Annotated in this window: 18 protein-coding genes and 1 pseudogene; 10 read left to right on the top strand and 9 right to left on the bottom strand. The window is 57.3% G+C overall.

Translation table 11 applies throughout. From position 1 onward, the window contains the following. The first annotated feature begins 30 nt into the window (after positions 1-30). On the top strand, positions 31-1272 hold the full coding sequence (locus tag ACWFTY_RS14525) for a putative DNA modification/repair radical SAM protein (protein ID WP_447524895.1): 1242 nt from the start codon (positions 31-33) through the stop codon (positions 1270-1272). Positions 1273-1283: 11 nt separating this feature from the next. After that, entirely contained in the window at positions 1284-2759 is a 1476-nt protein-coding gene (locus tag ACWFTY_RS14520) for a UdgX family uracil-DNA binding protein (protein ID WP_447524894.1), read from the top strand. Positions 2760-2789: 30 nt separating this feature from the next. Here the strand turns inward: ACWFTY_RS14520 and ACWFTY_RS14515 are convergent, their stop codons facing one another. After that, complete coding sequence (locus ACWFTY_RS14515) at positions 2790-4028, bottom strand: mechanosensitive ion channel family protein (RefSeq protein ID WP_447524893.1); 1239 nt, start codon at positions 4026-4028, stop codon at positions 2790-2792. Positions 4029-4208: 180 nt separating this feature from the next. Between ACWFTY_RS14515 and ACWFTY_RS14510 the strand changes: the two genes are divergently transcribed. Continuing rightward, positions 4209-5399, top strand: coding sequence for a potassium/proton antiporter (locus ACWFTY_RS14510; RefSeq protein ID WP_447524892.1), 1191 nt, complete (start codon positions 4209-4211; stop codon positions 5397-5399). A 79-nt stretch (positions 5400-5478) separates the two neighbouring features. Here the strand turns inward: ACWFTY_RS14510 and ACWFTY_RS14505 are convergent, their stop codons facing one another. Continuing rightward, a complete protein-coding gene (locus tag ACWFTY_RS14505; protein WP_447524891.1) occupies positions 5479-6765 on the bottom strand; it encodes an OmpP1/FadL family transporter in 1287 nt (428 codons plus the stop codon). A gap of 214 nt (positions 6766-6979) precedes the next feature. Beyond that, on the bottom strand, positions 6980-7390 hold the full coding sequence (locus tag ACWFTY_RS14500; RefSeq protein WP_447524890.1) for a hypothetical protein: 411 nt from the start codon (positions 7388-7390) through the stop codon (positions 6980-6982). 74 nt (positions 7391-7464) lie between these two features. Here ACWFTY_RS14500 and ACWFTY_RS14495 point away from each other — a divergent pair. From ACWFTY_RS14495 to ACWFTY_RS14485, 3 genes and pseudogenes are all read left to right on the top strand, one after another. Next, a pseudogene (locus ACWFTY_RS14495) lies at positions 7465-7590 on the top strand (hypothetical protein); the annotation flags it as partial. Positions 7591-7749: 159 nt separating this feature from the next. Then, entirely contained in the window at positions 7750-8070 is a 321-nt protein-coding gene (locus tag ACWFTY_RS14490; RefSeq protein ID WP_447526907.1) for a TetR-like C-terminal domain-containing protein, read from the top strand. Positions 8071-8221: 151 nt separating this feature from the next. Next, the gene (locus ACWFTY_RS14485) at positions 8222-8377 is read left to right on the top strand and encodes a hypothetical protein (protein WP_447524889.1); all 156 of its coding nucleotides are present in this window, start codon (positions 8222-8224) and stop codon (positions 8375-8377) included. Between the two features lie 1180 nt (positions 8378-9557). Here ACWFTY_RS14485 and purD read toward each other — a convergent pair. Then, complete coding sequence (purD, locus tag ACWFTY_RS14480) at positions 9558-10838, bottom strand: phosphoribosylamine--glycine ligase (protein WP_447524888.1); 1281 nt, start codon at positions 10836-10838, stop codon at positions 9558-9560. Between purD and xseA the strand changes: the two genes are divergently transcribed. The 3 genes from xseA to ACWFTY_RS14465 all read left to right on the top strand — a co-directional run bounded on the left by xseA (position 10837) and on the right by ACWFTY_RS14465 (position 13485). Beyond that, on the top strand, positions 10837-12315 hold the full coding sequence (xseA, locus tag ACWFTY_RS14475; RefSeq protein WP_447524887.1) for an exodeoxyribonuclease VII large subunit: 1479 nt from the start codon (positions 10837-10839) through the stop codon (positions 12313-12315). The two genes, purD and xseA, sit on opposite strands and share 2 nt — an antisense overlap. Positions 12316-12397: 82 nt before the next feature. Continuing rightward, on the top strand, positions 12398-12607 hold the full coding sequence (locus tag ACWFTY_RS14470; RefSeq protein ID WP_447524886.1) for a DUF2093 domain-containing protein: 210 nt from the start codon (positions 12398-12400) through the stop codon (positions 12605-12607). Continuing rightward, entirely contained in the window at positions 12604-13485 is an 882-nt protein-coding gene (locus ACWFTY_RS14465; protein ID WP_447524885.1) for a M23 family metallopeptidase, read from the top strand. The genes ACWFTY_RS14470 and ACWFTY_RS14465 overlap by 4 nt, the downstream gene beginning before the upstream one ends. 34 nt (positions 13486-13519) lie before the next feature. On the opposite strand, the gene ACWFTY_RS14460 is transcribed toward ACWFTY_RS14465, so the two are convergent. Beyond that, positions 13520-14077 (bottom strand): hypothetical protein, encoded by a 558-nt coding sequence (locus ACWFTY_RS14460; protein ID WP_447524884.1) that lies wholly within the window; start codon positions 14075-14077, stop codon positions 13520-13522. Positions 14078-14408: 331 nt separating this feature from the next. Here ACWFTY_RS14460 and ACWFTY_RS14455 point away from each other — a divergent pair, with 331 nt between their 5' ends. Continuing rightward, positions 14409-17372 (top strand): TonB-dependent receptor domain-containing protein, encoded by a 2964-nt coding sequence (locus tag ACWFTY_RS14455; protein ID WP_447524883.1) that lies wholly within the window; start codon positions 14409-14411, stop codon positions 17370-17372. A gap of 91 nt (positions 17373-17463) precedes the next feature. Here the strand turns inward: ACWFTY_RS14455 and ACWFTY_RS14450 are convergent, their stop codons facing one another. The 4 genes from ACWFTY_RS14450 to clpB form a co-directional block, all read right to left on the bottom strand. Further along, positions 17464-18204: a 2OG-Fe(II) oxygenase gene (locus tag ACWFTY_RS14450; protein ID WP_447524882.1), complete on the bottom strand. Its 741-nt coding sequence runs from the start codon at positions 18202-18204 to the stop codon at positions 17464-17466. A gap of 27 nt (positions 18205-18231) precedes the next feature. Continuing rightward, positions 18232-19251 (bottom strand): hypothetical protein, encoded by a 1020-nt coding sequence (locus tag ACWFTY_RS14445; RefSeq protein ID WP_447524881.1) that lies wholly within the window; start codon positions 19249-19251, stop codon positions 18232-18234. A 68-nt stretch (positions 19252-19319) separates the two neighbouring features. Continuing rightward, positions 19320-20450 (bottom strand): membrane dipeptidase, encoded by a 1131-nt coding sequence (locus ACWFTY_RS14440; RefSeq protein ID WP_447524880.1) that lies wholly within the window; start codon positions 20448-20450, stop codon positions 19320-19322. A 31-nt stretch (positions 20451-20481) separates the two neighbouring features. Then, positions 20482-23061, bottom strand: a complete 2580-nt coding sequence (gene clpB, locus ACWFTY_RS14435; RefSeq protein WP_447524879.1) for an ATP-dependent chaperone ClpB — start codon at positions 23059-23061, stop codon at positions 20482-20484. Between the last annotated feature and the right edge of the window lie 130 nt (positions 23062-23191).

Genomic DNA, 23191 nt, shown 5'->3' with positions numbered 1-23191 from the left:
CAAACCAAGAACACGCCTTACTGTCGGGTGATGTCCAAACTCTCCCGATCCGAAAAACTGGCGATTCTCGCAGATGCTGCGAAATATGATGCGTCCTGCGCGTCGAGCGGCTCGGTAAAGCGCAATTCGGCGAAATCGGGCGGCATTGGCTCCACGGGCGGGATGGGCATCTGCCACAGCTATGCGCCGGACGGGCGCTGTATTTCGCTGCTGAAAATACTGATGACCAATTTTTGCATGTTCGACTGTCTCTATTGCATCAATCGCTCGTCGAGCAATGTGCGCCGCGCGGCCTTCACGGTGCAGGAAATTGTCGACCTGACGCTGGATTTCTACAAGCGCAATTATATCGAGGGGTTGTTCCTGTCCTCCGGCATCATTCGCAGTCCGGATTACACCATGGAGCAACTGGTCGAAGTCGCGCGCCGCTTGCGGGTCGTGCACCGCTTCGGGGGCTATATTCATCTGAAAACCATCCCCGAGGCTGACCCGGAGCTTCTGAAACAGGCGGGGCAATATGCCGACCGGTTGTCGATCAATATCGAATTGCCCGACGATGAATCGATCGCGCGGCTGGCACCGGAGAAGGATGGCAAGCTGATCCGCAAGACCATGGACAATCTCGGCAAGCGGGTGCGAGAGGCCAAAGCGGAGCGCAAGACTTCGCGCAAGGCCCCGCTATTTGCGCCCGGCGGGCACAGCACCCAGATGATCATCGGCGCCGATGCGTCCGACGACGCCAAGATTCTGACCACCAGCAACGGGCTCTACGGCAGCTATGGTCTGAAGCGGGTCTATTATTCCGCCTTCAGCCCGATCCCCGACGCCAGCAGCAATCTTCCGGCTCAGGCCCCGCCCTTGTTGCGCGAGCACAGGCTGTATCAGGCCGACTGGCTGTTGCGCTTCTACGGTTTTTCTGTCGCGGAAATCATGCAGGGCGGCAGCGCGGGACAGCTCGATCTGAACATCGATCCCAAGCTGGCGTGGGCGCTGCAAAATCGCGCGCGCTTTCCCGTGAATATCAATCTGGCCGATCAGGAGAGCCTGCTGCGCATTCCGGGACTGGGCGGGAAGGGCGTTGGCAAGATATTACAGGCCCGCCGTTTCACCGCCTTGCGCCTGACCGACCTCGAACGCATCTGCCAGTCGGTGAAGAAGATATTGCCGTTCATTACTACGGTGGACTGGCATCCGGGCAAGCAGCTGGATTCCCTGAACCTATACGACCGGCTGAAACCGCCCCCGGAACAGCTTAGTCTGTTTCCAGCCTAGCGGTCGTGAACATGATGCCAGATTTTAGAGGCGGTAATGACCTCGCCAACAGCACGTACCGGATATCGCTCTCCAGCGAAGTCGATCTGGAAGGCTGGCGCGACCATGCGCGACGGTTATTGCAAGCGGGTATCGCACCGGAGCAAGTGACATGGACAGTCGAGGGGCGCGGCAATAGCGGCGAGCTTGATCTGTCACCACCAGCCGCCTTGCCGGAGAAAAGCAGTGATCAAATTACGCGCCCTGTCCGCATATCAAAGACGCTACTTTCGTTGATCAACACCGCGCTTTTGCACAGAAACGAAGACCGTTTCGATCTTGCCTATCGTCTCCTCTATCGTGCCCAGTCTGTTCCGAGCCTGCACCGCAACCCCGCCGATGCCGACGTGCTGAAGCTGAACCGCTACGCCAAGGCCATCCGCCGCGACATCCACAAGATGCACGCCTTTGTCCGCTTCCGCAAAATCGGCGCGTCAGAGGGCCGCGAGCAATTTGTCGCCTGGTTTGAACCGGACCATCATATCACCGAAGCGGTAGCAGCCTTTTTCCGCAACCGCTTTGCCGGCATGGACTGGCTGATCGTCACCCCCGAAGCGAGCATCGCCTGGGACGGCCAAAAGCTGGCGGTCGGTCCCGGTGGCTGTAAGGATGACGTGCCGCAGGAAGACGTGGTCGAAGCCGAATGGCGGACCTATTATGCCAATATCTTCAACCCCGCCCGGGTCAAGATCAGCGCGATGAAGTCCGAAATGCCGATGAAATACTGGAAAAACCTGCCGGAAGCACAGCTTATTCCGTCACTGCTGGAGCAGGCCGGGACGCGGGTCGAGGCGATGGTGGCGCACAAACAGGAAGATATGCTATTTGATCCCGGGATGGATAAACCGGCTGCAAATTTGCCCACCTCGCTGGATCAGCTTTATGCGCTGCTGGAACAGCAGGCCGATGCGCCGAGAGACAAATTCTCCGACCGATTGATCCGCGGCATCGGCCCGGACCATGCCGATATCATGATCATCGGTGAGCAGCCCGGCGATCAGGAGGACCGGAAGGGCAAACCCTTTGTCGGACCGGCTGGACAATTGCTCGACGGCGCGTTCGAGGCAGCGCAGATCGACCGCCAAAAAACCTTCCTCACCAACGCCGTGAAACGCTTCAAATTTACCCCGCGCGGCAAGCGGCGCATCCACGAGACACCCAATGTCGGCGAGATCAACTATTACCGCTGGTGGGTCGAACAGGAGATAAGGCTGGTCAATCCAAAACTGGTCGTGGCGCTGGGCGCAACCGCCGCCCGGTGCCTGACCGGCAAGGCTGTCACAATCTCGCGCCACCGCGGCGAAATATTGCCCGGAAGAGATGGCCGGTCAATGCTGATCACCGTGCACCCGTCCTATCTGCTCCGCATCCCTGACGAGCAGGGGCGGCTGGTCGAATATGCTAAATTTGTCCGTGACCTGCAGCTGGCGAAAGATTTTGTCCGCTGAGGCAAGCCGGAGTTGTCGCGACTTCCGCTGTTACGCCGCCAGACCGCGCTGCAGATCCAGACCGCTCGGTTCCTGGAAGGGTCGCAACCCGAATTCGGGCAGGATAGCGAGCATATGGTCGAAAATGTCCGACTGGATATCTTCATAGGCGTTCCAGTCGGTCGTATTCGTGAAGCAGTAAATCTCTATCGGCAGGCCTTTCGGTGTCGGGTCGAGCTGGCGCACAAGCAGCGTCATCCCGTCCGCGATCTGGCTGTTCGCGCGCAGATATTCGACAACATAGGTGCGGAACGTACCGATGTTGGTGACCCGACGGGCGTTAACCTCGTCATGTCCCGCCTTCTCGACCGCAGCATTCCATTCGCCCAGTTCGGCCTGTTTGTGGCCGAGATATTCGTCGAGCAGTTGAAAACGGCGAAACGCTACTTTTTCCTCGTGCGTCAGAAAGCGGATGCCGTTCTGGTCGATGAAGATTGACCGTTTGATCCGTCGCCCGCCCGCTTCGGCCATGCCGCGCCAGTTCTTGAAGCTCTCGGAGATCAGGCGGTGGGTGGGAATGGTGGTGATCGTCTTGTCCCAGTTCTGCACCTTGACCGTGTGCAGCGCGATATCGATGACATCGCCGTCGGCATTCAGCGCCGGCATCTCGATCCAGTCCCCGACGCGCAGCATGTCGTTCGAGGTGAGTTGTACCGAAGCCACCAGCGACAGCAGCGTGTCCTTGAAAACCAGCAGGACGACCGCTGCCATCGCGCCGAGGCCGGACAGGAGAAGCAGTGGTGATTCATCCATCAGCGCCGCGATGATCAGGATAGTGGCGCCGGCATAGAGGATGATCTTGAGCAGCTGAATAAAGCCCTTGATCGGGCGGGTCGCGGAGCTCGGCCGATGTTCGTAAATGTCGTTGGCGAGGGTGAGCGCCTTGCTCAGCGCCATGCCGATGAACAGGATGATCGAGGCGGACACCACGTTGCTGACCAGGGTCACAACCGGCGTCGTCAAGTGAGGAACCGCGCCGATACCGTTCGAGATAATAAGCGCCGGCACGATATTGGCCAGCCGCGCCGCGACAGGCAACGGAGTGAGGTCTTCATAGGGCATCCAGCGTGTGACGATTCGCAGCACGATATGCTTGATGATAAAATTGCCGACCCATGCAATGGCAAGGAGAATACAGATCCCGACGAGCGTTTGGCCCGAGGGCGCGAGGTTGGGAAGGAAGGGAATGCTATCTATGACGGATAGGCTTTCGCTCTGGAACTGCTGCATGGTGTCATGCCCGCCGGATGACGGGCTCTGTCTCCGCTTTTGGGGGATGTGAGGGGAGCCCGAATTATGACCGGCGGCCCCGTCAGTGTCAACAGAAGCGAACCAGAGCGTTTCCCCTCTCGACATCACGCTCGCGGTGCTATTAGATACATTCACAAACCCCCGATGGTCAGGAGATACATGACTTTCTTCAACACCGAACTGACCTTGCTGATTCTGGGCGTGATATTGTTCACGACCGTGCTGGCCGGGACATTGTCCAGCCGGTTCGGCTTTCCCGCTCTGATCGGATTTATCGGTCTCGGCATATTGGCTGGCGTCGAAGGGCCCGGCGGCTTCTATTTTGAAAATTTCGAACTGACCCAGGGGATCGGCATTGCCTGTCTTTTGTTCATCCTCTTCTCTGGCGGCATGGGCACCGACTGGCGCGACGTCCGGCGCATGGCGGCACCGGCTTTGCTCCTGGCCACCATCGGCGTCGTGATCAGCGCAGCTATTGTCGCGCTCTCCGCGATTTTCATATTGGGCTTCGGCCCGCTGCAGGGCGCTTTGCTGGGCGCTGTCATCGCATCGACCGATGCGGCGGCGGTATTTGCGGTGTTGCGTAGCTCGGGTCTAGATCTTCACGGCGATGTGCCGGCGCTGATCGAGACCGAATCCGGGTCGAACGATCCCATGGCCATCTTTCTCGTCGGTGCGTTGCTGTTCCTGATAGAAAGTCCCTCTGCCTCCCCGCTCCAGCTCGCGCCCGATTTCGTCATCCAGATGGTCATGGGTGCGATCGTCGGTGTCGGCATCGGCTTTGCCATGCCCGAAATCCTGAAACGCGGCGGCTATCAGCAAGGCGGGCTGGCCTTTGTCATCTCCATAGCAGCCGCCCTGATCGCTTTCGGCCTTGCCGAAGTGCTCGCCGGCAACGGTTTCCTTGCGAGTTATCTGGCGGGCATCGTGGCAGGGAACAGAACGTACGCCGCCAGAGATACCGTGTCCGGCTTTCAGGACGGCATGGCCTGGCTGTCGCAGGTGGTGATGTTCTTCACCCTCGGATTATTGGTCACGCCGTCCAATCTCGCACCGGTCATCATACCGGGGCTTTCGATTACCTTCATCCTGATGTTTGTCGCCCGGCCGCTGAGCGTATTCATCTGCCTCGCACCGTTCCGCCAGTTTGACTGGCGGTCGAAGCTGTTCGTGTCTTGGGCAGGGTTGCGCGGCGCGGTGCCGATTGTCTTGGCGACATTCCCGATGGTCGCCGGTGTGCCGGGCGCCTTCGCGATTTTCAATGTCGTCTTTTTCGTCGTGCTGCTGTCCAGCATCATCCAGGGGCCGACGATCAAATGGGCGGCCGACCGGCTGGGCGTCAGAAGCTGATCTGATGGATTAGGTGGGCTCCAGCGATCGTGCCCATGGTTGAAGACGACCGCTGGAGTATATCACTCGTGACCCGGAGCTAGAAACCGAAGCCGAAAGAAAAGCCGATAGCCGTTTCGGCAAGATGGATATTCGCTTCGCCGCCGCCAAAGGATGCGGGGATCGATCCGGAGCCTTTCACCGTCTGTCGTGGTGCGCGCATCGCATAGCCGGTGATCTCGAATTTCTCCGATGCCTTGTAAGTCGCGCCCAATGTGTAGTGATCGCGAACCACGCCCGGTGCCAATATGTTGAGCAGAGTTTCCGACTGCGGGACCGGGTTGTTCGAGCGGCCATAGCCGGCGCGCAGGGCGACTTTGTCGCTGGCCTGATAGACCGCGCCGAATTTCCACACGTCGATATCGTTCCAGCCGAAGCCCGGGCCGTTATCCGCACCAAAGGGAACACCCTGAAGCAGCGAGGCAATCGGGTTGCCGACCGAATTGACGTCCGAATATTCGATATGCTTGAAATCCGCGCCCAGTGTCAGCTTCGGCGTCGCGTCGACCGAAACGCCCACGCCCCAGGATGCGGGCATGTTGAAACCGCCCTGTTCGGCGAACAGTCCGGCATAGCGGTCAAACTCGGTGGTCCAGACTTTCGACTGGTAAAAAGCCCCAACGCGGAAATCATCGCCAAAGGAACCGAGATAACCAACACGGAAGCCCGCGCCAAAGGCCCAGTCTTCACCGCGGTTGGTGAAATTTGCCCCGTCCTGTGAATTGGCAGCGAACGGCTGGATGCCATTGGCTTCAAAGCTCTGCACCACGAAGTGCGGCGACACGCCGAGGCTCTGTCCTTCCGCGAACTCCACCGCGATGGTTGGCGCGATCGAAATCTGCCGCAGGTTCACGCCTGCGGAGCCAGTGGCGCCGAAGCTGGCGAAGGGATTGGTCTTGTAATCAGTGTTCATTCCGCCATTGCCGTTGACCGCAATACCGATCGAGACCGTATCGGAAATCGGGCGAACATAAGCAAATTCGGGCAGGATGAAGGGATTGGCGTCATTGCCCGAATATACCCCGTCGAGCCCCGCCTGATTGCCGATAATCTCGGAACCGCGATCGGGAATGAAAATCTCGAAGCCGACATCCAGCCGGTGCTCGATGGCGGTCGCCGACGCGGGGTTGGTGGCAATTCCGAATGCATCCTGCGGCATCGCAATAGCTACGCCGCCAGCGCCCTTGGAATTGGCGCCGACACCGTTGACGAAATAGCCGTCGGTCGCCTGCGCTGTACCCGGCATGCAAAGCGCTGCACCGGCGAGCAGGAGGCTGGCCAGAGAGGAGGCCGGGCGAATGACGGTACGTGTTGAGAAACGGGACATGACTAAACGACTTTCTGTTGGTGCGCCGGCGAAACGGGAGAGGGTGTCTGCCGGAGCGCGTCCCTAGCGATCCAGAGCGCTGTGCAGCAAGTTAGGAAAGGTTGCGTGTGATGTAGCTGAGCTTGGTGTGCTTGGGGCTTCCCTCTCCCTCAAGGTTAGGCTGTACTGACCGTTATGGCACAGCAACCCACCAGCGGAACACCGTCATCCACCGTCATCCACCGTCATCATGCCGGGAGAGGGCGCGCCATCCGAGAAGCAGAAGCCCGGCAATCACCGCAACGCCAGCCGGCACCACGCTAATGCCGCCGATCACGAATTCGGTGCCGTCTGAATGAGCCATCGACCCACCAAAAAATGGGCTAGAGACCCATGCGATCAGGAAGGATGTGCTCAAAATCAAGCCGAGCAAAATGCCTAGCCGTGGAGCGATCCGCTTCCACACCAGTATAAGCGCGAAAATGGAAATAGCGGCATTTTCTAGCAGTTGCCAGGCTTCATGGAGGCGCGCGTGGCGAGGCCATTCGGGATTAAACAGGTGGGAGTCACTGATTTCCATGACAGGTATCACGGCGGCCAGCACGAAGGCGCAGAGCGCGATGGATAATATTGTGATTTTTGGCATCCGCGGGTTTCTCTTTCAATGTTAAATAGACGCTGTCTATATTGACTATTAAATTGACGGTGTCAATATGAGCCATGTCCAGAGAAAAATCCTTTCACCACGGCGATTTGAAACGCGTGCTCTTCGATGTCGCCCTCAAGCTTCTTGATCGGGATGGCGTCGACGGCGTGACCATCAGGGCAGTCGCTCGCGAAGCCGGCGTGTCCCATGGCGCGCCCGTCAATCATTATCGGGATCGCGAGGCCTTGTTGACGGCGCTTGTGCAGCGGCAGTTTGAAACGATCCTGACGTCCGTCGAAGAAGGTCTCGCTGCGGCCGCGGACGAACCCGATGCCTGGATCGAGATATTCGGCAAAGCCTTGTTCGATTTCGCGTTGCAATATCCGCACCGCTACAAGCTTCTATGGCGAGGCGATTTGATTGATCTGCAGGATCCCGATCTTTCAAAGCTCATGGATCGAATTTATGATCAACTTTGCGATGAAATTGAGCGAGCGATGCCTGAGGCCGAATTTGATCGAGATACTGTGGCCATAGCCTTCTGGTCCATGATCCATGGATATTTGGACATGCGGCTGTCGGGAATGTTCGTGCCCCTCGACGATAAAGTAAGCCGCAAACCACGCGATGAAGCGCTGCTCGACCTTTTCAAAATGCTCGTGCCCCGAAGCAAATCCTGAAACCCGGCTTTGCACCGGAAACAGGCATCGCCGGCGTGACTGCCAGAGCATCACACCAGCGGAACACCCTCGCCCAACTGCATCTAGCCGCCTGCGCTGGCGCGTCGGGGGCAAGATTTCCTTTTCTTCTCCCTCACGGGAGAAGGTGTAAATGATGGTGGATTATGGAAATAAAATGGAGGGTCAACGGAATCCCAGTCCCAAAACGATGCGCAAGTTGAAACCGGAAATCATCATCAAGGGGCAGGACTTCTGCCTGATGACCACCGACATCGGCACCCTACGCCGCTCTGCAAGCTGGTGGTGAATGTCGAGGAGCCCTATCGCGCGCGATTGTCGACGCGCTGGATTTTCTGTTTCAGGGGTTTTAGAGATTATCGGGTCTAGAAAAGAGAAAGCATGGCGATCAAAACAGGCATAAAGCCGGTCCATCCGGGCGAGTTTATCCGGCAGGCGATCCTGACGCTATTTTAGCTATTTTCAACTATTTGGCCGTTCGGACAAAGACTGGACAATATGCCTTCGTTAAGTCACAAATAATGGCAAAGAGGTAAGGTTTTGCATCTTGATGAACCAGTGAAGTTTTTCAGTCTTGTTTGTTTGAGTATTGGCACTCTCCTTTTCGTGAACGCGTGGGGAGCTGGTAAAGTGTATTTCATTCAACTGCCGGGGAGTTTAGATATCACATCAGTTTTGGCTGCTGTGTTTTTCAATGTGTTGATCCTCTCGCCGTTCATTTACGGAATATGGAAAGGACTCCAATATTTACGCCGATAGTTCGCTCGAATTATCGGCGACAACGGCCATGCCTGGAACGGTCACTGTAATATGGATCGCGCCTATGGAATCACGGTGCCAGTTTACTAAATACACCAATTCCCTCTCCCTCAAGGGAGAGGGTTGTGCAGACTTGGCAGCTTGCTGCCTAGTCGAAGCTGGGTGAGGGTTTACCGATCCCTGATGGCAAAGCACCCCACCAGCGGAATACCCTCATCCGACTTCGCCTAATCCTTCGGATAAGGCTTCGTATCCTTCTCCCTTACGGGAGAAGGTGGAAAAAGCTCTGTCCTACACCTGGTTCAATCCGCTATTATCGCAACCGCTCCGCGCCATGCGCGGGGCAGGCTCTTTGACAATCTGGATAGGATCGCGGCGCTGGCGGCTGGGCGCTTGTTTCTAACGGACCGGTATTGGCGGCAATCTGGAAGGTTACACTCGATGGCCGGTTGATTTCCTACAAATACTGAAATTCTGCGGCCCAGGGGCAAAGTTCGCAGAAAATAAAACCGGTTGTTTGTGTAAAGTTCGGCGCGCGACACAAAAAATGGTCTGGCTCGCACGAAGGCTGGCATCACAAAGCGCAATCTCTTAGCGCCTTCGCGGCTTCGCGTGAGGCCCTTCACACCGCCCCCAGCGGACGGGCAGGTGAGAACCGATCCTTGGCCCCAAGTTTGACAAACTTTGGAGCGGCAAGCCATCGATAAACCCTAGTTACCCGCTTCCCGCGCAACTTCGCGCCAGCCGATGTCGCGGCGGCAGAACCCGCTCTCGAAATCGATCTGGTCAACCGCAGCATAAGCTTTGGCCTGCGCTTCGGTGGCATTGGCTCCCAAGGCGGTCACACTCAGCACGCGCCCGCCGTTGGCGACCAGTGCGCCGTCGACTTCCGCCGTACCGGCATGGAAAATCTTCGCGTCTTCGCGCTCGGCCCGCGCCAAATTCTGGATCTTGCCGCCTTTTTCCGGCGTCGCGGGATAGCCTTTCGCCGCCATCACTACGGTGAGCGCGGTTTCCGGCGCGAAGACCGGGGCGCTGGTCTGGGCGAGATCGCCCTTGGCGGTTGCCATCATCAGCTTGGCGAGATCGCTTTCCAGCCGCATCATCAGCACCTGGCATTCCGGGTCCCCGAAGCGGGCGTTATATTCGATCAGCTGCGGGCCGGTGTCGGTCAGCATCAGCCCGGCGAACAGGACACCGCTATAGGGCGTGCCCTCGGCGGCCAATGTGTCGACGGTCGGCTGGATGATCTGCTCCATCACCTGCTTTTGCAGGGCGGCAGTCAGGACAGGGGCAGGGCTGTAGGCGCCCATGCCGCCGGTGTTCGGGCCAGTATCGCCTTCGCCGACGCGCTTGTGGTCCTGCGCCGAGCCGAAGGGGACGACATTCTCGCCGTCGGTGATCGCGAAAAAACTGGCTTCCTCGCCGGTCAGAAATTCCTCGATCACCACTTCGGCGCCGGCCGCGCCGAAGCTACCGTCGAACATGTCGGTGATCGCGGACTCGGCTTCGTCGCGGGTTTCGGCGATGATCACGCCCTTGCCGGCGGCCAGCCCATCGGCCTTGATCACAACGGGAATTGAGAAGCCGTCGAGCGCCTTGAGCGCATCCGCAGCGCTGGTCGCCCGGACATAGCCGGCGGTGGGGATATTGGCGCGGGCGCACAGGTCCTTGGTAAAGCCTTTCGAGCCTTCCAGCTGCGCCGCCGCCTTGTCCGGACCGAAGACGAAAATATCGGCGGTGCGCAGGCTTTCGGCGAGACCGTCGACCAGCGGCGCTTCCGGGCCGACGACGACCAGATCGATGTCATGCTCGCCGCAAAACAGGATGACTTCTGCATGGTCGGTAATGTCGAGCGTGACCAGATCGCAATGCTGCGCGATGCCGGGATTGCCGGGCGTCGCGTAAAATTTCCCGAGCGAAGGGGATTGCGCCAGCTTCCAGGCCAAGGCATGTTCGCGGCCACCCGAACCGATCAACAGGATATTCATGGACGATTCCCTCTCATTAGACGCGAAGCTCCTAGCCGAGAGCGGGCAGGGTGACAACGCCCCGCCTTTGTCGGTTTCGGAAATTTCCGGAGCGCTCAAGCGGGTGGTCGAGGATCGCTTCGGCTATGTCCGGATCAGGGGCGAGATATCGGGCTTCAAACGCGCCGCTTCCGGCCATGTCTATCTGGCGCTAAAGGACGACAAGGCGGTGATCGACGGGGTGATGTGGAAGGGCAATGCCGGACGGCTGCCGTTCCAGCCCGAGGATGGCATCGAGGTTGTGGTGTCGGGCAAGCTGACCACCTATCCCGGCCGCTCCAAATATCAGGTCGTGATCGACAAGATGGAACTGGCGGGCGAGGGCGCGCTGATGGCGCTGTTCGAGAAGCTCAAGGCCAAACTGCTCGCCGAAGGGCTGTTTGATCAGGATCGCAAGAAACCGATTCCATTCCTGCCGAAGACCATCGGTGTGGTCACCTCGCCGACTGGTTCTGTGATCCGCGATATATTGCACCGTCTCGCCGATCGGTGCCCGAGTCATGTCATTGTCTGGCCGGTGCTGGTCCAGGGCGAGGGTGCGGCGAAACAGATTTCCCACGCCATTCGCGGCTTCTCCGAGATGGCGCCGGACGGTCCGGTCGCCCGGCCCGATCTGGTGATCGTCGCCCGCGGCGGCGGTTCGATCGAGGACCTGTGGAGCTTCAACGAAGAGATAGTGGTCCGGGCGGTCGCGGATTGCACGATCCCGATCATCTCCGCCGTGGGCCACGAGACCGATACGACGCTCTGCGACTTTGCCGCCGACCTGCGCGCACCGACGCCGACAGCCGCTGCCGAAATGGCAGTGCCGGTGCGGGCGGAATGGCTGGCAACCTTGTCGGAAAGCAAGGCGCGGATGGCGCGCAGTGTGCAGCGGAGCCTGAACACCGCGCAGGAACGGCTGGAGGCGCAACGGCGCTTGATGCCCGCATTGACCGATCTGCTCCGTCCCCATCAGCAACGGGTCGACGAGACATCCGAACGGATGAAATATGGCATGAGCCAGAATATCGCCCATGCCCGCAGCCGCTTTGCAAGCAGCGCCGGGGCTTTGCGACCATCGATCCTGAAGCAACGGCTGGCGCGGTCGCAGGAGCAATATAATCGGCTCGATTTGCCGGTCAGTCTGGTGCAACGTCCGCTCGACGAGGCGCGGCAGCGGCTGGACTCGCTGTGGCGGCTGGCGCAGCAAGTCTCTCCCGATGGTCCGCTCAAGCGCGGCTATGCCCGCGTCTCCGGTCCGGACGGCAGCCTGATCGCCAATCGCGCCGCCGCGATAAAGGCGGGCGATCTGGATCTGCATTTCCAGGACGGAATCGTTGGCGCGACCGTGACGGACAAAGCGTCAGCCAAACCATCCGCCAAGCCAAAGCCCGCTCACCCGTTGGCCAGCCGGGTCAAAAAACCTGCGGATGACAGGCAGAAGGATTTATTCTAGGGGAAATTGCGGTAGAATTGACCCATTGTGGCAATCATGACCGTAAATCGCAGGTAAAGGATTCAGGGAGTAAAAGCGTCCTATGTTAATGTCCAATCGCAACAAGGTGGCAAAGCTGCACTATATGCCGAACGGTTTCCGGCCGATGTCCGCGGGCGACCATGTGCTTTGCGCGGTCACCGGAGAAGCCATTCCGCTCGACGAGCTCCGCTACTGGAGCGTCGAAAAGCAGGAGCCTTATGCCACGGCACAGATTTCGGCCCACGCCCATCTGCCGGAAAGCGAAAAGTGATCAGACGGTTTAAAGCTGCCCTGTGTCTTTTGACGATCTCGGCAGCCGCTGCGCCAGCGGCCATTGTCTATGCCGAAGCCGCCGAAACCGGTGACACCGAACAGTCGGCCTTCCGCGAAGCGGTCAAATTCGGTTTTACCGGCGAAGCAATCCAGGGCGGCGTGATGATCGGCGACGCGCCCGCCGGAACTCGTAGTCTGGCTTTTGACGGCGAACCGGTCCCGTTCGACGAGGATGGCAAGTTCATTATCGCTTTCAACCGCGATGCAGGTCAGGCCGCGCAACTGGTGGCGACGCTGGACAATGGCGAGACGGTGAGGAAGTTCATCAATGTCGCACTGCGCCAATGGAAGATCGAACATGTAAATATCAATCGCCGTGCGCGGACGGCCAGCGAATCATTTAAACGCCGACGCGCGCCCGAACTCGCCCGGATCAACGCTGCGCGTAGCGCCACGAATAAAAGTGATGGCTGGCGGCAGACATTCATATGGCCGGTCAAGGGCCGTATCTCGGGTATGTTCGGTAATCAGCGCATCTATAACGGCGACCCCGGTAGCTATCACAGCGGTGTCGATATCGCGTCTCCGGCCGGTACCTATTATGTCGCACCCGCCGATGGCGTGGTGACGCTGGCAGCATCCAGCCCGTTCACGCTGGAGGGCAATCTGTTGATGATCGATCATGGCATGGGGCTGAACAGCGCCTTTCTGCACGGTTCCGAGATACTGGTCGAAGAAGGTCAGGAAGTGAAGCGCGGTGAGCCGATTGGCCGGATTGGTTCAACCGGCAGCGCAACCGGCCCGCATTTGCACTGGTCGATGAAATGGAACGCAGCCCGGATCGACCCGATCCTGCTGACCGGGCCGATGGACTGATTTCTATTGACGTTTCGGTGAGGTCAGTCGCGGATCATTCAACCCGCTTTACCCGGATCGAGCGCTGGCCATTGATACTGGCAAGGTAGCTGCCCATGGCAGCGGTCTTGATCAATATCGTGTCGCCGCTTCGCGGCTCGGCGTTGAGCCGGATACTGTCGGTCTGCTGCCAGCGGCCGCCTTCTTCCAGCGTCAAAATCCACTTGCCGTAACCGAATTCACGAGCCGATGTGATGGTGGTTTGCAGCTCTTCGATGCGCTCTTCTTTGTCTTTATCGTCCGATCCCCCGCCAAATAGCCGGATTTTGGGAAGCGAGAAGCCGAAAAGGCCACGGCGTGCTTCCTTGATCTGTTCGCGATCGGCGATAACCACTTCGCGGCTTTCCTGTGCAGCAGCCAGTGTCGATACTTTCTCGTCATAACAGGAAAGGCGGGCCGTCGTGTCTGTCACCTTCTGGCAATCAATAACATCCTGGAAAATTGCCGGTGGCGGCGTATTTTCGCCATCATCCTTCGCCAGCGCCGATGCGGGCAAAGCCGTGAGCAAGGCCGCGCTGCACGCCAATGCTGTTTTGCCAATAATATCGTTCATGATGATCTCCATCCTCTTCTGATGAGCTGAAATGATAGCGATCTATGCCGCATATTGGACATGAATTAAACATCGGTGTGAAAATCCACAACCGAATAATGGCCGGAAAACGGCTTTTAGGCCTACGCTCAAACTGTGGCAAAATAGTTACATTGTCTACAAAATCCGCTCGGGTTGCTGAACAGAAGCTTTACAGCACCGCCATCGATGTTGCATCGGAGCGGCAATTCGACGGATTAATCATTGCGTTTGGGGCGCATAGATTACCGTCGGTCAACAACCGGGGCAGGCCATGGTGGTTTGTTTCTCCAGAATAAGGGACTGGAATATAATGACAAAATTTACGAAGCTAAAAGCGACCGTAGCACCAATGGTGCTGGGAATCGCTATGGTATCTGTACCTGCCTTCGCGCAGGAAGCAGGCGCCGCTGATGAACAACCTGGCGAATTGATTGTTGTTACCGGTTCGCGCATTGCGTCGGCAACGGTCGAATCTGCTGCTCCGCTGCAGATTGTCACCGCTGAATCGATCGATGATGCCGGTGTCACCAACGTTCAGGAACTTCTCCTTGAAAACCCGGTTTTCGGTACACCTGGTCTTAGCCGTACAAACTCCGCGTTCCTGACTTCAGGTACCGGTGTTGCAACGGTTGATCTTCGTGACCTCGGTTCCGACCGTACATTGGTTCTCGTCAACGGCCGCCGCGTCGTTTCGTCGCTGGCCGGTTCGGCAACCGTCGATCTCAACGTCATCCCGACCCAGTTTGTTGAACGCATCGACATTCTTACCGGTGGTGCTTCTTCGCTTTACGGTTCGGACGCTGTCGCAGGTGTTGTGAACTTTGTTTACAAGAAGAACTTTGAAGGCATCGAAGCCAACGCACAATACGGTCTTACCGAGCAGGGCGACGACGCCCGCTACCAGATGAACGTAACTGCTGGTACAAACTTCGCTGACGGTGACGGCAATATCATGGTCCACTTCGGCTATTCGAACGAAGAAGGTCTGCTTTCCAAGGAACGTTCGAACACCCAGATCGATGCTCTAGACTCGATCTACTTCGGTGGTGAATATGGCGTCGATACCGAGCCATTCTTCTCCAGCTTCCCGCCTCAGGGCCGTTTCATTACCCCGGGCGCGACCTTCACCTACGATCCACAAGGCGCACTGCAGGATTGTTTCACAACAAACGGACCTACCTGTACTGCAACTATCGGTTCAGGAACAGGCCCGAACGGGTTTAACCGTCAGCAATTCCGTACACTCGCCGTTCCTGTCCAGCGTTATTCTTTCGCTGCAGCTGGTGAATATGCGCTGAGCGATGACATCAACTTCTTCTTCGAGGGCACATTCAACAAGACGTCTTCGTCGCGTATCATCGAACCGTTCCCGCTGGAATCCGGTGGTTCTAACGGTGTTTTCCCAACCGATGGTGGGTATAATGTCGAAAACTACATGCCCGGCACCGCAACTATTGTAGCCAACCCGTTCGTTCCAACAGAAATCCTGAACGCGGCAACGGATACCAATGGTGACGGCTTGCGCGATATCGGCTTTGTCCGTCGTCTCGCAGAATTCGGTCCACGGTCAGGCAAGACGGAACGCGATTTCTATCGCTTCGTAGTCGGCTTCGACGGCGGCCTGTTCGATGATCGTTTCCGTTGGGACGTAAGCTATAACTACGGCCAGGTTAACGAAAACCAGACTTCATCGGGTCAGGTCAATGTGGTCAACTTCCGTGACGCGCTTGCGGTCATGGCGGACGTCAATGATGTGAATGGCAACGGTTCGACGACCGATGCAATTTGTATTAGTCCTGAAGCACGTGCAAACGGTTGTGTCGCTGCCAATATTTTCGGCGCCGGCTCGATTTCACAGGGCGCGGTTGACTACATCCAGGCACAGGGCACCTATCAGACTGGCCTGAAACAACAGGTTCTCCAGGGTAATATCTCCGGTAGCCTGTTCGATCTGCCTGCTGGTCCACTCGGCATAGCTCTTGGCGTTGAATATCGGAAAGAATCATCTTTCTCGGATAATGACGCTCTGACAAACCAGGGTCTGAATGCCGGTAACGTTCTGCCGGATACAAGCGGTTCGTTCGACGTGAAGGAAGCATTCGCTGAAATCAAGGTTCCGATTTTGGCCGACACTCCATTCTTCCAGTTGCTGGAAGTTGGCGGCGCGGTACGTGTCTCCGATTATTCCACTGTGGGTTCGGTTGTGAGCTACAACGTAACCGGTACATGGCAGCCTATCGACGATCTCCGTATCCGCGGTACCTATGCTCGTGCTGTTCGTGCTCCGAACATCGGCGAATTGTTTGCGGGTCTCTCGCAGACTTTCCCATCGGGCTTGACCGATCCTTGTGAAGGTATTGGTGCAACCGGTGGCGGCGCAACTGGCGACAATTGCCGCGCTGATGCGGGTGTTGCTACCAACATCGCTGCAAACGGTGTCTTCACGCTCAGCCAGCCTGACATTCAGGGTATCTCGGGCTTCAACGGCGGTAACCCCGACGTGTTCGAAGAAACTGCAGACTCTTGGACCGTTGGTGCAGTTCTTGCTCCACGTTCGATCCCTGCATTGGGTAACCTGACGATCACTGCCGATTACTACAACATCAAGATCACCGACGTGATCTCGGGCTTCCCGCGGCAGTTCTCGCTTCAACAGTGCTATGATGAAGGCAATCCAACATTCTGTGATCTGATTGTCCGTCGTCAGACTGCAACGGCTGTTAACAGCGCAGGTTCGATCGATTTGATCAACGCCCTGCAGGTTAACGCTGCTGTTCTGAAGACTTCGGGTGTCGACGTTACAGCGTCTTGGAGCACTCCACTTGGCCTGACGAACGGCGATCGTCTCTCTCTTCGCGGTGCCTACACGCACGTGATCAAGAACGATTTCTTCTCTCTGCCTAATTCGCCTGCAGATCCTTCCGCTGGTGAAATCGGTACGGCTAAGGATCGCTTCACCGCGAACGCAGCTTACTCGAACGAAGACTTCAAAGTCGGATTTACCGGTACATTCATCGGCAAATCCTACGAAGATGACCAGTTCGATGGACCCAAGGCTCACTCGATCCCAGCTTACTTCCTGCTGGACATGAACACATCCTTCTTTGTGTCTGAAAAGTTCGAGTTCTACTTTGGTGTTGATAACCTCCTCGACAAAGCTGCACCGAACATTTTGACCGGAACACCGTTCAACGTGACCGGTTCGGATACAGCCGCTGACGTTTATGACGTCTTTGGTCGCCGTTATTACACCGGTGTTCGTCTGCGCTTCTAGTCGCAGTCGATCAAATCGGATAAAAAGAAGGCGGGCTTTCGAGCCCGCCTTTTTTATTGCCTGAACAAAATTTTTAGACCGGATCGCTTGATCAGGGATCCATCGCCCAACCGGTGATCGCATAGCGACCGACCGGGGCAAATGGTGCGACATAGGAAACCGAATGGCGCTGAGGCACGAGGAACAGGTTGAGGCTGTTGAACATGGGTCTGACACCCGCTTCGATATTTCCATATTCGTCGAAAAAGTTCAGAAACCCGCCCCATTCCGACTTCCAGTCCGGGACCGTCAGATTGAGCACATAGGCGACGCGTCTCGGGTCTCTGCTGTGCAAGTCGTCATGTTCGGTCAGGAAATGGCCCGGCCGGAAGCAGGTTGCCTGTGCCTCCGCCTTGATCACCGACTGCACGCCGGTAACTTGCCGGATCAGATTGAGAAACGGCTGGTCGTTGAGATGTTCCAGCAAGCGATTAAGCGGATGCGCCGGGTCCCATTGCTCGAGATAGGCGGTCAACATGGCATATTGTTCGTAGATGAATCCATATTCCCCGTTGCCGACTGCTTCGCCGGCCTTGTCATAGATCATCTGCCTTTCACTGTCCGATAGCGCTTGCGTCTCTGCAAAACGCAGAGCTTGCGGTCCTTCCGCGCCGATTTGCCACGCCAGCCCCCAATTCGTTCTCGTCTGCAAAACCGACCGGTAATATTCTGCCGTATCGATGTTCAGCGCATTGCGTATCTGGATACGGCCCCGTGCTTTGAATTGTTTTGCCAGATCCGCTAGATCAAGATCTGCGTTCAGCTGAAAACCAGCGTTTTGATCGGAGTTCATTTTCTGTTTCGGCCTCTATTCCTGTTGTCAAAGCAACGGTGATGGGAGTTCAAGCGCGATATTTTGGCTTTGTGCGACGGCGGCAGTCCATTGCACGACCATATCGATCTCGTCGCCATGAGCTTCATCGACGCCCGAATGCTGATCCAGGCGGGCATCCGTGTCAAATTTCGAAAAATCTTTCGAATGTTGGGTGAAAGCGGGGCCGGCAAGGACTTCTGCAAGTCGATCGCTATCTAGGCCCAGTTCGAAGAACGACCCGAGACTGGCAATTGTGTCCCGCTTGTTGCTCAAAAATGCTTCGCTATCCAGGGTCTTGATACGATCGCTGCCATATTTCTGTACAATTTTGGCAAATCGCGCATGTTCGGAAAGCCACCCCACCGCCGCAATCTGGATATCGGTCAACCGGAGCAAATCTGCGGAGGTAAAGCCGCTGATCAGATCCTGATCGTCCATGATGCCGATGACATTATCCCGGGCCCAAATTCTCCCCCACATATTTTTCGCCGCAAGCGACCGCAAAAAGGAATTGAGCGGGGCGTGCAGCAGCAAGGCTTTGGAATTCGGTCGCATATCCAGGATCGACGGTGCCAGGCAATTGACGATATTGGATGGCTTGACGATGATCTTCTCGGCATTGGAGAAGGGACGCGCAAGAAGGTCTATAGACTGATCGAGAGCCGTGGCGAGTTTTGCCGGGGCGTTACCACGCCGTTTCATGCCGACCAGATCGTTCAGGACGATCGGTTCCTTCAATCCCATGGAAATGCCTTCGATATCCAGCGCCCGGGCCAGCATTGTCGAGCAGGCGAATGCCGAATGGAAGATGAAATCTACCGGAGCCAGTTCGGCACGATCCAGATCGAGGTCTTCCGACCTGATCATCACCCGCCGGGATTCCTCGGGAATATATTCGTCGGTCAGGAAGGTGCAGCGACGATGTTGCTCGCGGGTCAATGCGACGAATTGAAACGCATCGCTGCGTTCATCGTAACGATGGGCGAGAAACTCGGCGTTTCCGGTCATTTCTGTGGTTGAAGTCATCGTGGTCCATAATGCGGGGAAATGGTCGATCGCACAATAGGCGGATTTCTCCAAATAAGGGGTTCGGTCTATCCCAGAACTTCGACGAGAAGCTTCTGCCAGTTCCCACCCATGATTTTTGATACGTCTGTCTGGCCGAAACCATCGTCCAGCAAGGCATTGCGGATCGTCATCATGCGGGACAGATTGTTGAGCTCGGGGATTACGACATGTTGCGGATCAACTTCATATCCGGGAATGCCGAGCTTTCGCATCGCCTGCCACCAGCCGAGATATTCTTTGACGCCTTCGGCATTGTCATTTTTCAATTTGCGTAGATTTTCCTGCCCCGCCATCGGAAAATCATTGGAGATGCCGACCGCGTCAATGCCGCCAATATTTACCGCATGCCGGATATGCGCGATCAGGTGGTCGATATTGGGCTGGCTGTCGGTTGTCAGCCAGAAACTCATCATGAAAATACCGATTATGCCGCCCTTGTCTGCGATGGCCCGGATGCCTTCGTCGGTAATGCAGCGAGGGTGATCGACAATCGCCCGGCAAGCTCCGTGGGAATAGGCGACAGGCGACTGACTCGCCTGCGTGGCCTCCAATATGGTCGGCACCGACCCATGGGAGACGTCTGGCAGCAGGCCGACCCGGTTCATCTCGGCAATCCCCGCTCGGCCGAGTTCCGTCAGTCCGCTCTGTTCCGTTTCGATCGCGCCGCCGGCGAACTTATTGTCATTATGATGGGTCAGTTGCAGCACACGCAGACCCTTTGCGTGAAAATACGCGATCCGGCGGAGGTCTTCGCCGATGGTTTCACAAGACTGGAATTGCAGAAATGCAGCGCAGCCGGGTTTCGAACCGATGTCGCTCCCGCGTTTGGCAACAAAGACCAGATCGCTATCTTCTATCCGGCTGATCGCGGCATCCAGTGAGGCATCGTTGACGCCGAAATTTCGCTGGTAACGCGGCGTTCCGTCCGCATCCCGGACTTCTTCGACTTGCGAGACATCGCAGATCATCGCGGTCAGTCCGGCCTGGCGGATTTCTTCCAGATTATCGGGAAGGAAACTCAACCCATCTATCACCGGAGCATGTCGAACGGCACCGGTCAGGCTCCGCGCCATCGCGATCCCGCCACTGCCCGCCAAAGCGGACAGTGCGGTGCCGCCGACAAAAGCTCTTCGCGAAACTGATTTCAGGTTTTCCATGCCCGCAATATGGATGTTCAGCCGTCGATTGTCATGCAGTTTCCATCTTCAGCGCGCCGTCGCCTTCGTCGATCTTGACGGTGGATCCATCCGGCACTTCGCCGCGAAGGATCATGTCAGCCAGCGGATCCTGAAGATATTTCTGGATCGCCCGTTTCAGCGGACGTGCACCATAGACTGGATCATAGCCGACCCGTCCCAGCCACCGCCTTGCGGCATCGGTGAGGTCCAGTTCGATCTTCCGGTCCTTGAGCAATTTCTGCACGCGGAGGACCTGAATATCGACGATCGGCGCCATATGTTCTTCGCCAAGCCGGTGGAACAGGATGATTTCATCCAGCCGGTTGAGGAATTCGGGGCGGAAATGCGCGCGGACGACTTCCATAACCTGCGGCTCGACATCCTGAACCGTCTCGCCATCCTTCATATTCGCCATATATTGGCTGCCGAGGTTGGAGGTGAGGATGATCAGCGTGTTGGAGAAATCCACCACCCGGCCCTGACCGTCGGTCAGGCGGCCATCGTCGAGTACCTGGAGCAACACGTTGAACACATCGCTATGCGCTTTCTCGACTTCGTCAAACAGGATCACCTGATAAGGACGCCGGCGAACCGCTTCGGTCAGCACCCCGCCTTCATCATAGCCGACATAGCCCGGAGGGGCGCCGATCAGGCGGGATACGCTGTGCTTCTCCATGAATTCGGACATGTCGATCCGGACCATCGCCTGATCATCATCGAACAGAAACCCGGCCAGCGCCTTGGTCAATTCGGTCTTGCCGACGCCGGTGGGGCCGAGGAACAGAAAGCTGCCCAGCGGACGGTTGGGGTCTTGCAATCCCGCGCGGCTCCGGCGGACGGCGGCAGACACAGCTGCGACCGCATCTTTCTGACCGATCACGCGCTTGCCGATCAGCTCTTCCATCGCCAGCAGTTTCTCGCGCTCGCCTTCGAGCATCTTGTCGACCGGGATTCCAGTCCATTTCGATACCACTGCCGCAATATCTGCGGGTGTGACTTCTTCGCGCAACATCGCGCCTACGGTATCCTCGGAGGCATCTTCAACCGCTTTTTCCAGATTGGGAATAGTGCCGTAGCTCAGCTCGCCTGCCTTGGCGAGATCACCGGCACGCTGGGCCTGTTCCAGCTCAAGCCGTGCATGGTCCAGTTGCTCCTTGAGCTGGGCCTCGGCGTTGATCTTGTCTTTCTCGCCCTGCCAACGCGTGGTCAGTTCCGCACTATGCTGCTCGAGCTCGGCCAGTTCTTTTTCGAGATTTTTAAGCCGGTCCTTTGACGCGTCATCGGTTTCTTTCGACAGTGCCTCACGCTCGATCTTGAGCTGGATGATGCGGCGGTCGAGCGTTTCGATTTCTGCGGGTTTTGATTCCACTTCCATACGGATGTGCGATGCCGCCTCATCCATCAGATCGATGGCTTTGTCGGGCAGGAACCGATCCGAAATATAACGGTTGGAGAGCGTTGCTGCGCTGACCAGAGCGGCGTCGGTAATCCGCACGCCATGGTGCAGTTCATATTTTTCCTTCAGTCCACGGAGGATCGAAATCGTGTCCTCGACGGTCGGTTCGCCGATGAATACCGGCTGGAACCGCCGTTGCAGAGCCGCGTCTTTTTCAACATATTTCTGATATTCGTTGAGCGTGGTCGCGCCGATACAGTGAAGTTCACCGCGCGCCAAAGCCGGTTTGAGCAGGTTGGAAGCGTCCATCGAGCCTTCCGATGCGCCAGCGCCAACCAGCGTATGCATTTCGTCGATAAACAGGATGATTTCGCCTTCGGCACCACGCACTTCGTCGAGCACGCTCTTGAGCCGCTCTTCAAACTCCCCGCGATATTTCGCACCGGCGATCAGCGACCCCATGTCCAATGCCATAAGACGGCGGTCTTTCAGACTGTCCGGCACATCGCCATTGGCAATGCGCAGCGCCATGCCCTCGGCGATAGCGGTCTTGCCGACGCCGGGTTCACCGATCAGGACGGGATTATTCTTGGTCCGGCGCGCCAGTATCTGGATCGTGCGGCGGATTTCCTCGTCGCGACCGATGACCGGGTCGAGCTTGCCATCGCGTGCCGCCTGGGTCAGGTCGCGGGTATATTTTTCCATCGCTTCATAGGCGTCCTCGGCCGAGGCGGTGTCCGCCGAACGTCCGCCACGCAAATCGTTGATTGCAGTATTGAGCGCTTCGGCGGTGACGCCGGAAGAAAGCAGCGCCTTGCCCGCTGCAGTGTCTTTGGACAACAAGAGTGCGAGCAGCAGCCGTTCGACTGTAACATAGCTGTCGCCAGCCTTTTCGGCGATCTGCTCGGCCTGATCGAGCACGCGAACCGCGTCATTATTGAGGCCCGGTGTCTGCTGCGCGCCGCTGCCCGAAACCGCCGGAATTTTTTCCAGAGCTTCGTCAATGGCCTGATGGGCCTTTTTCGCATCGCCGCCAGCCTTGGTGATCAGACCCGCTGCCATGCCCTGATCGTCTTCGAGCAATGCCTTGGCCAGATGGGCAGCGGTAATCTGCTGGTGGTTCATCCGGATCGCCACGGTCTGGGCGGATTGCAAAAAGCCCTTGGCGCGGTCGGTAAATTTCTCAAGGTTCATCGGTTCATCCTGTTCAGTCTCAGTGTCTGATCATAAATATGGTGTTGCAGTGGTGCAACACAAGCATATTGATGACTTTTCCCGTCGGGTTGATATGGTAAGCGCCAAAGGGCGTTAAGATACACGCAGC

The organism is Parasphingorhabdus sp. NYA22, from assembly GCF_976973735.1.
The sequence above is the reverse complement of the archived record's forward strand: the minus strand, read 5'-3'. Positions and strand labels throughout refer to the sequence as shown.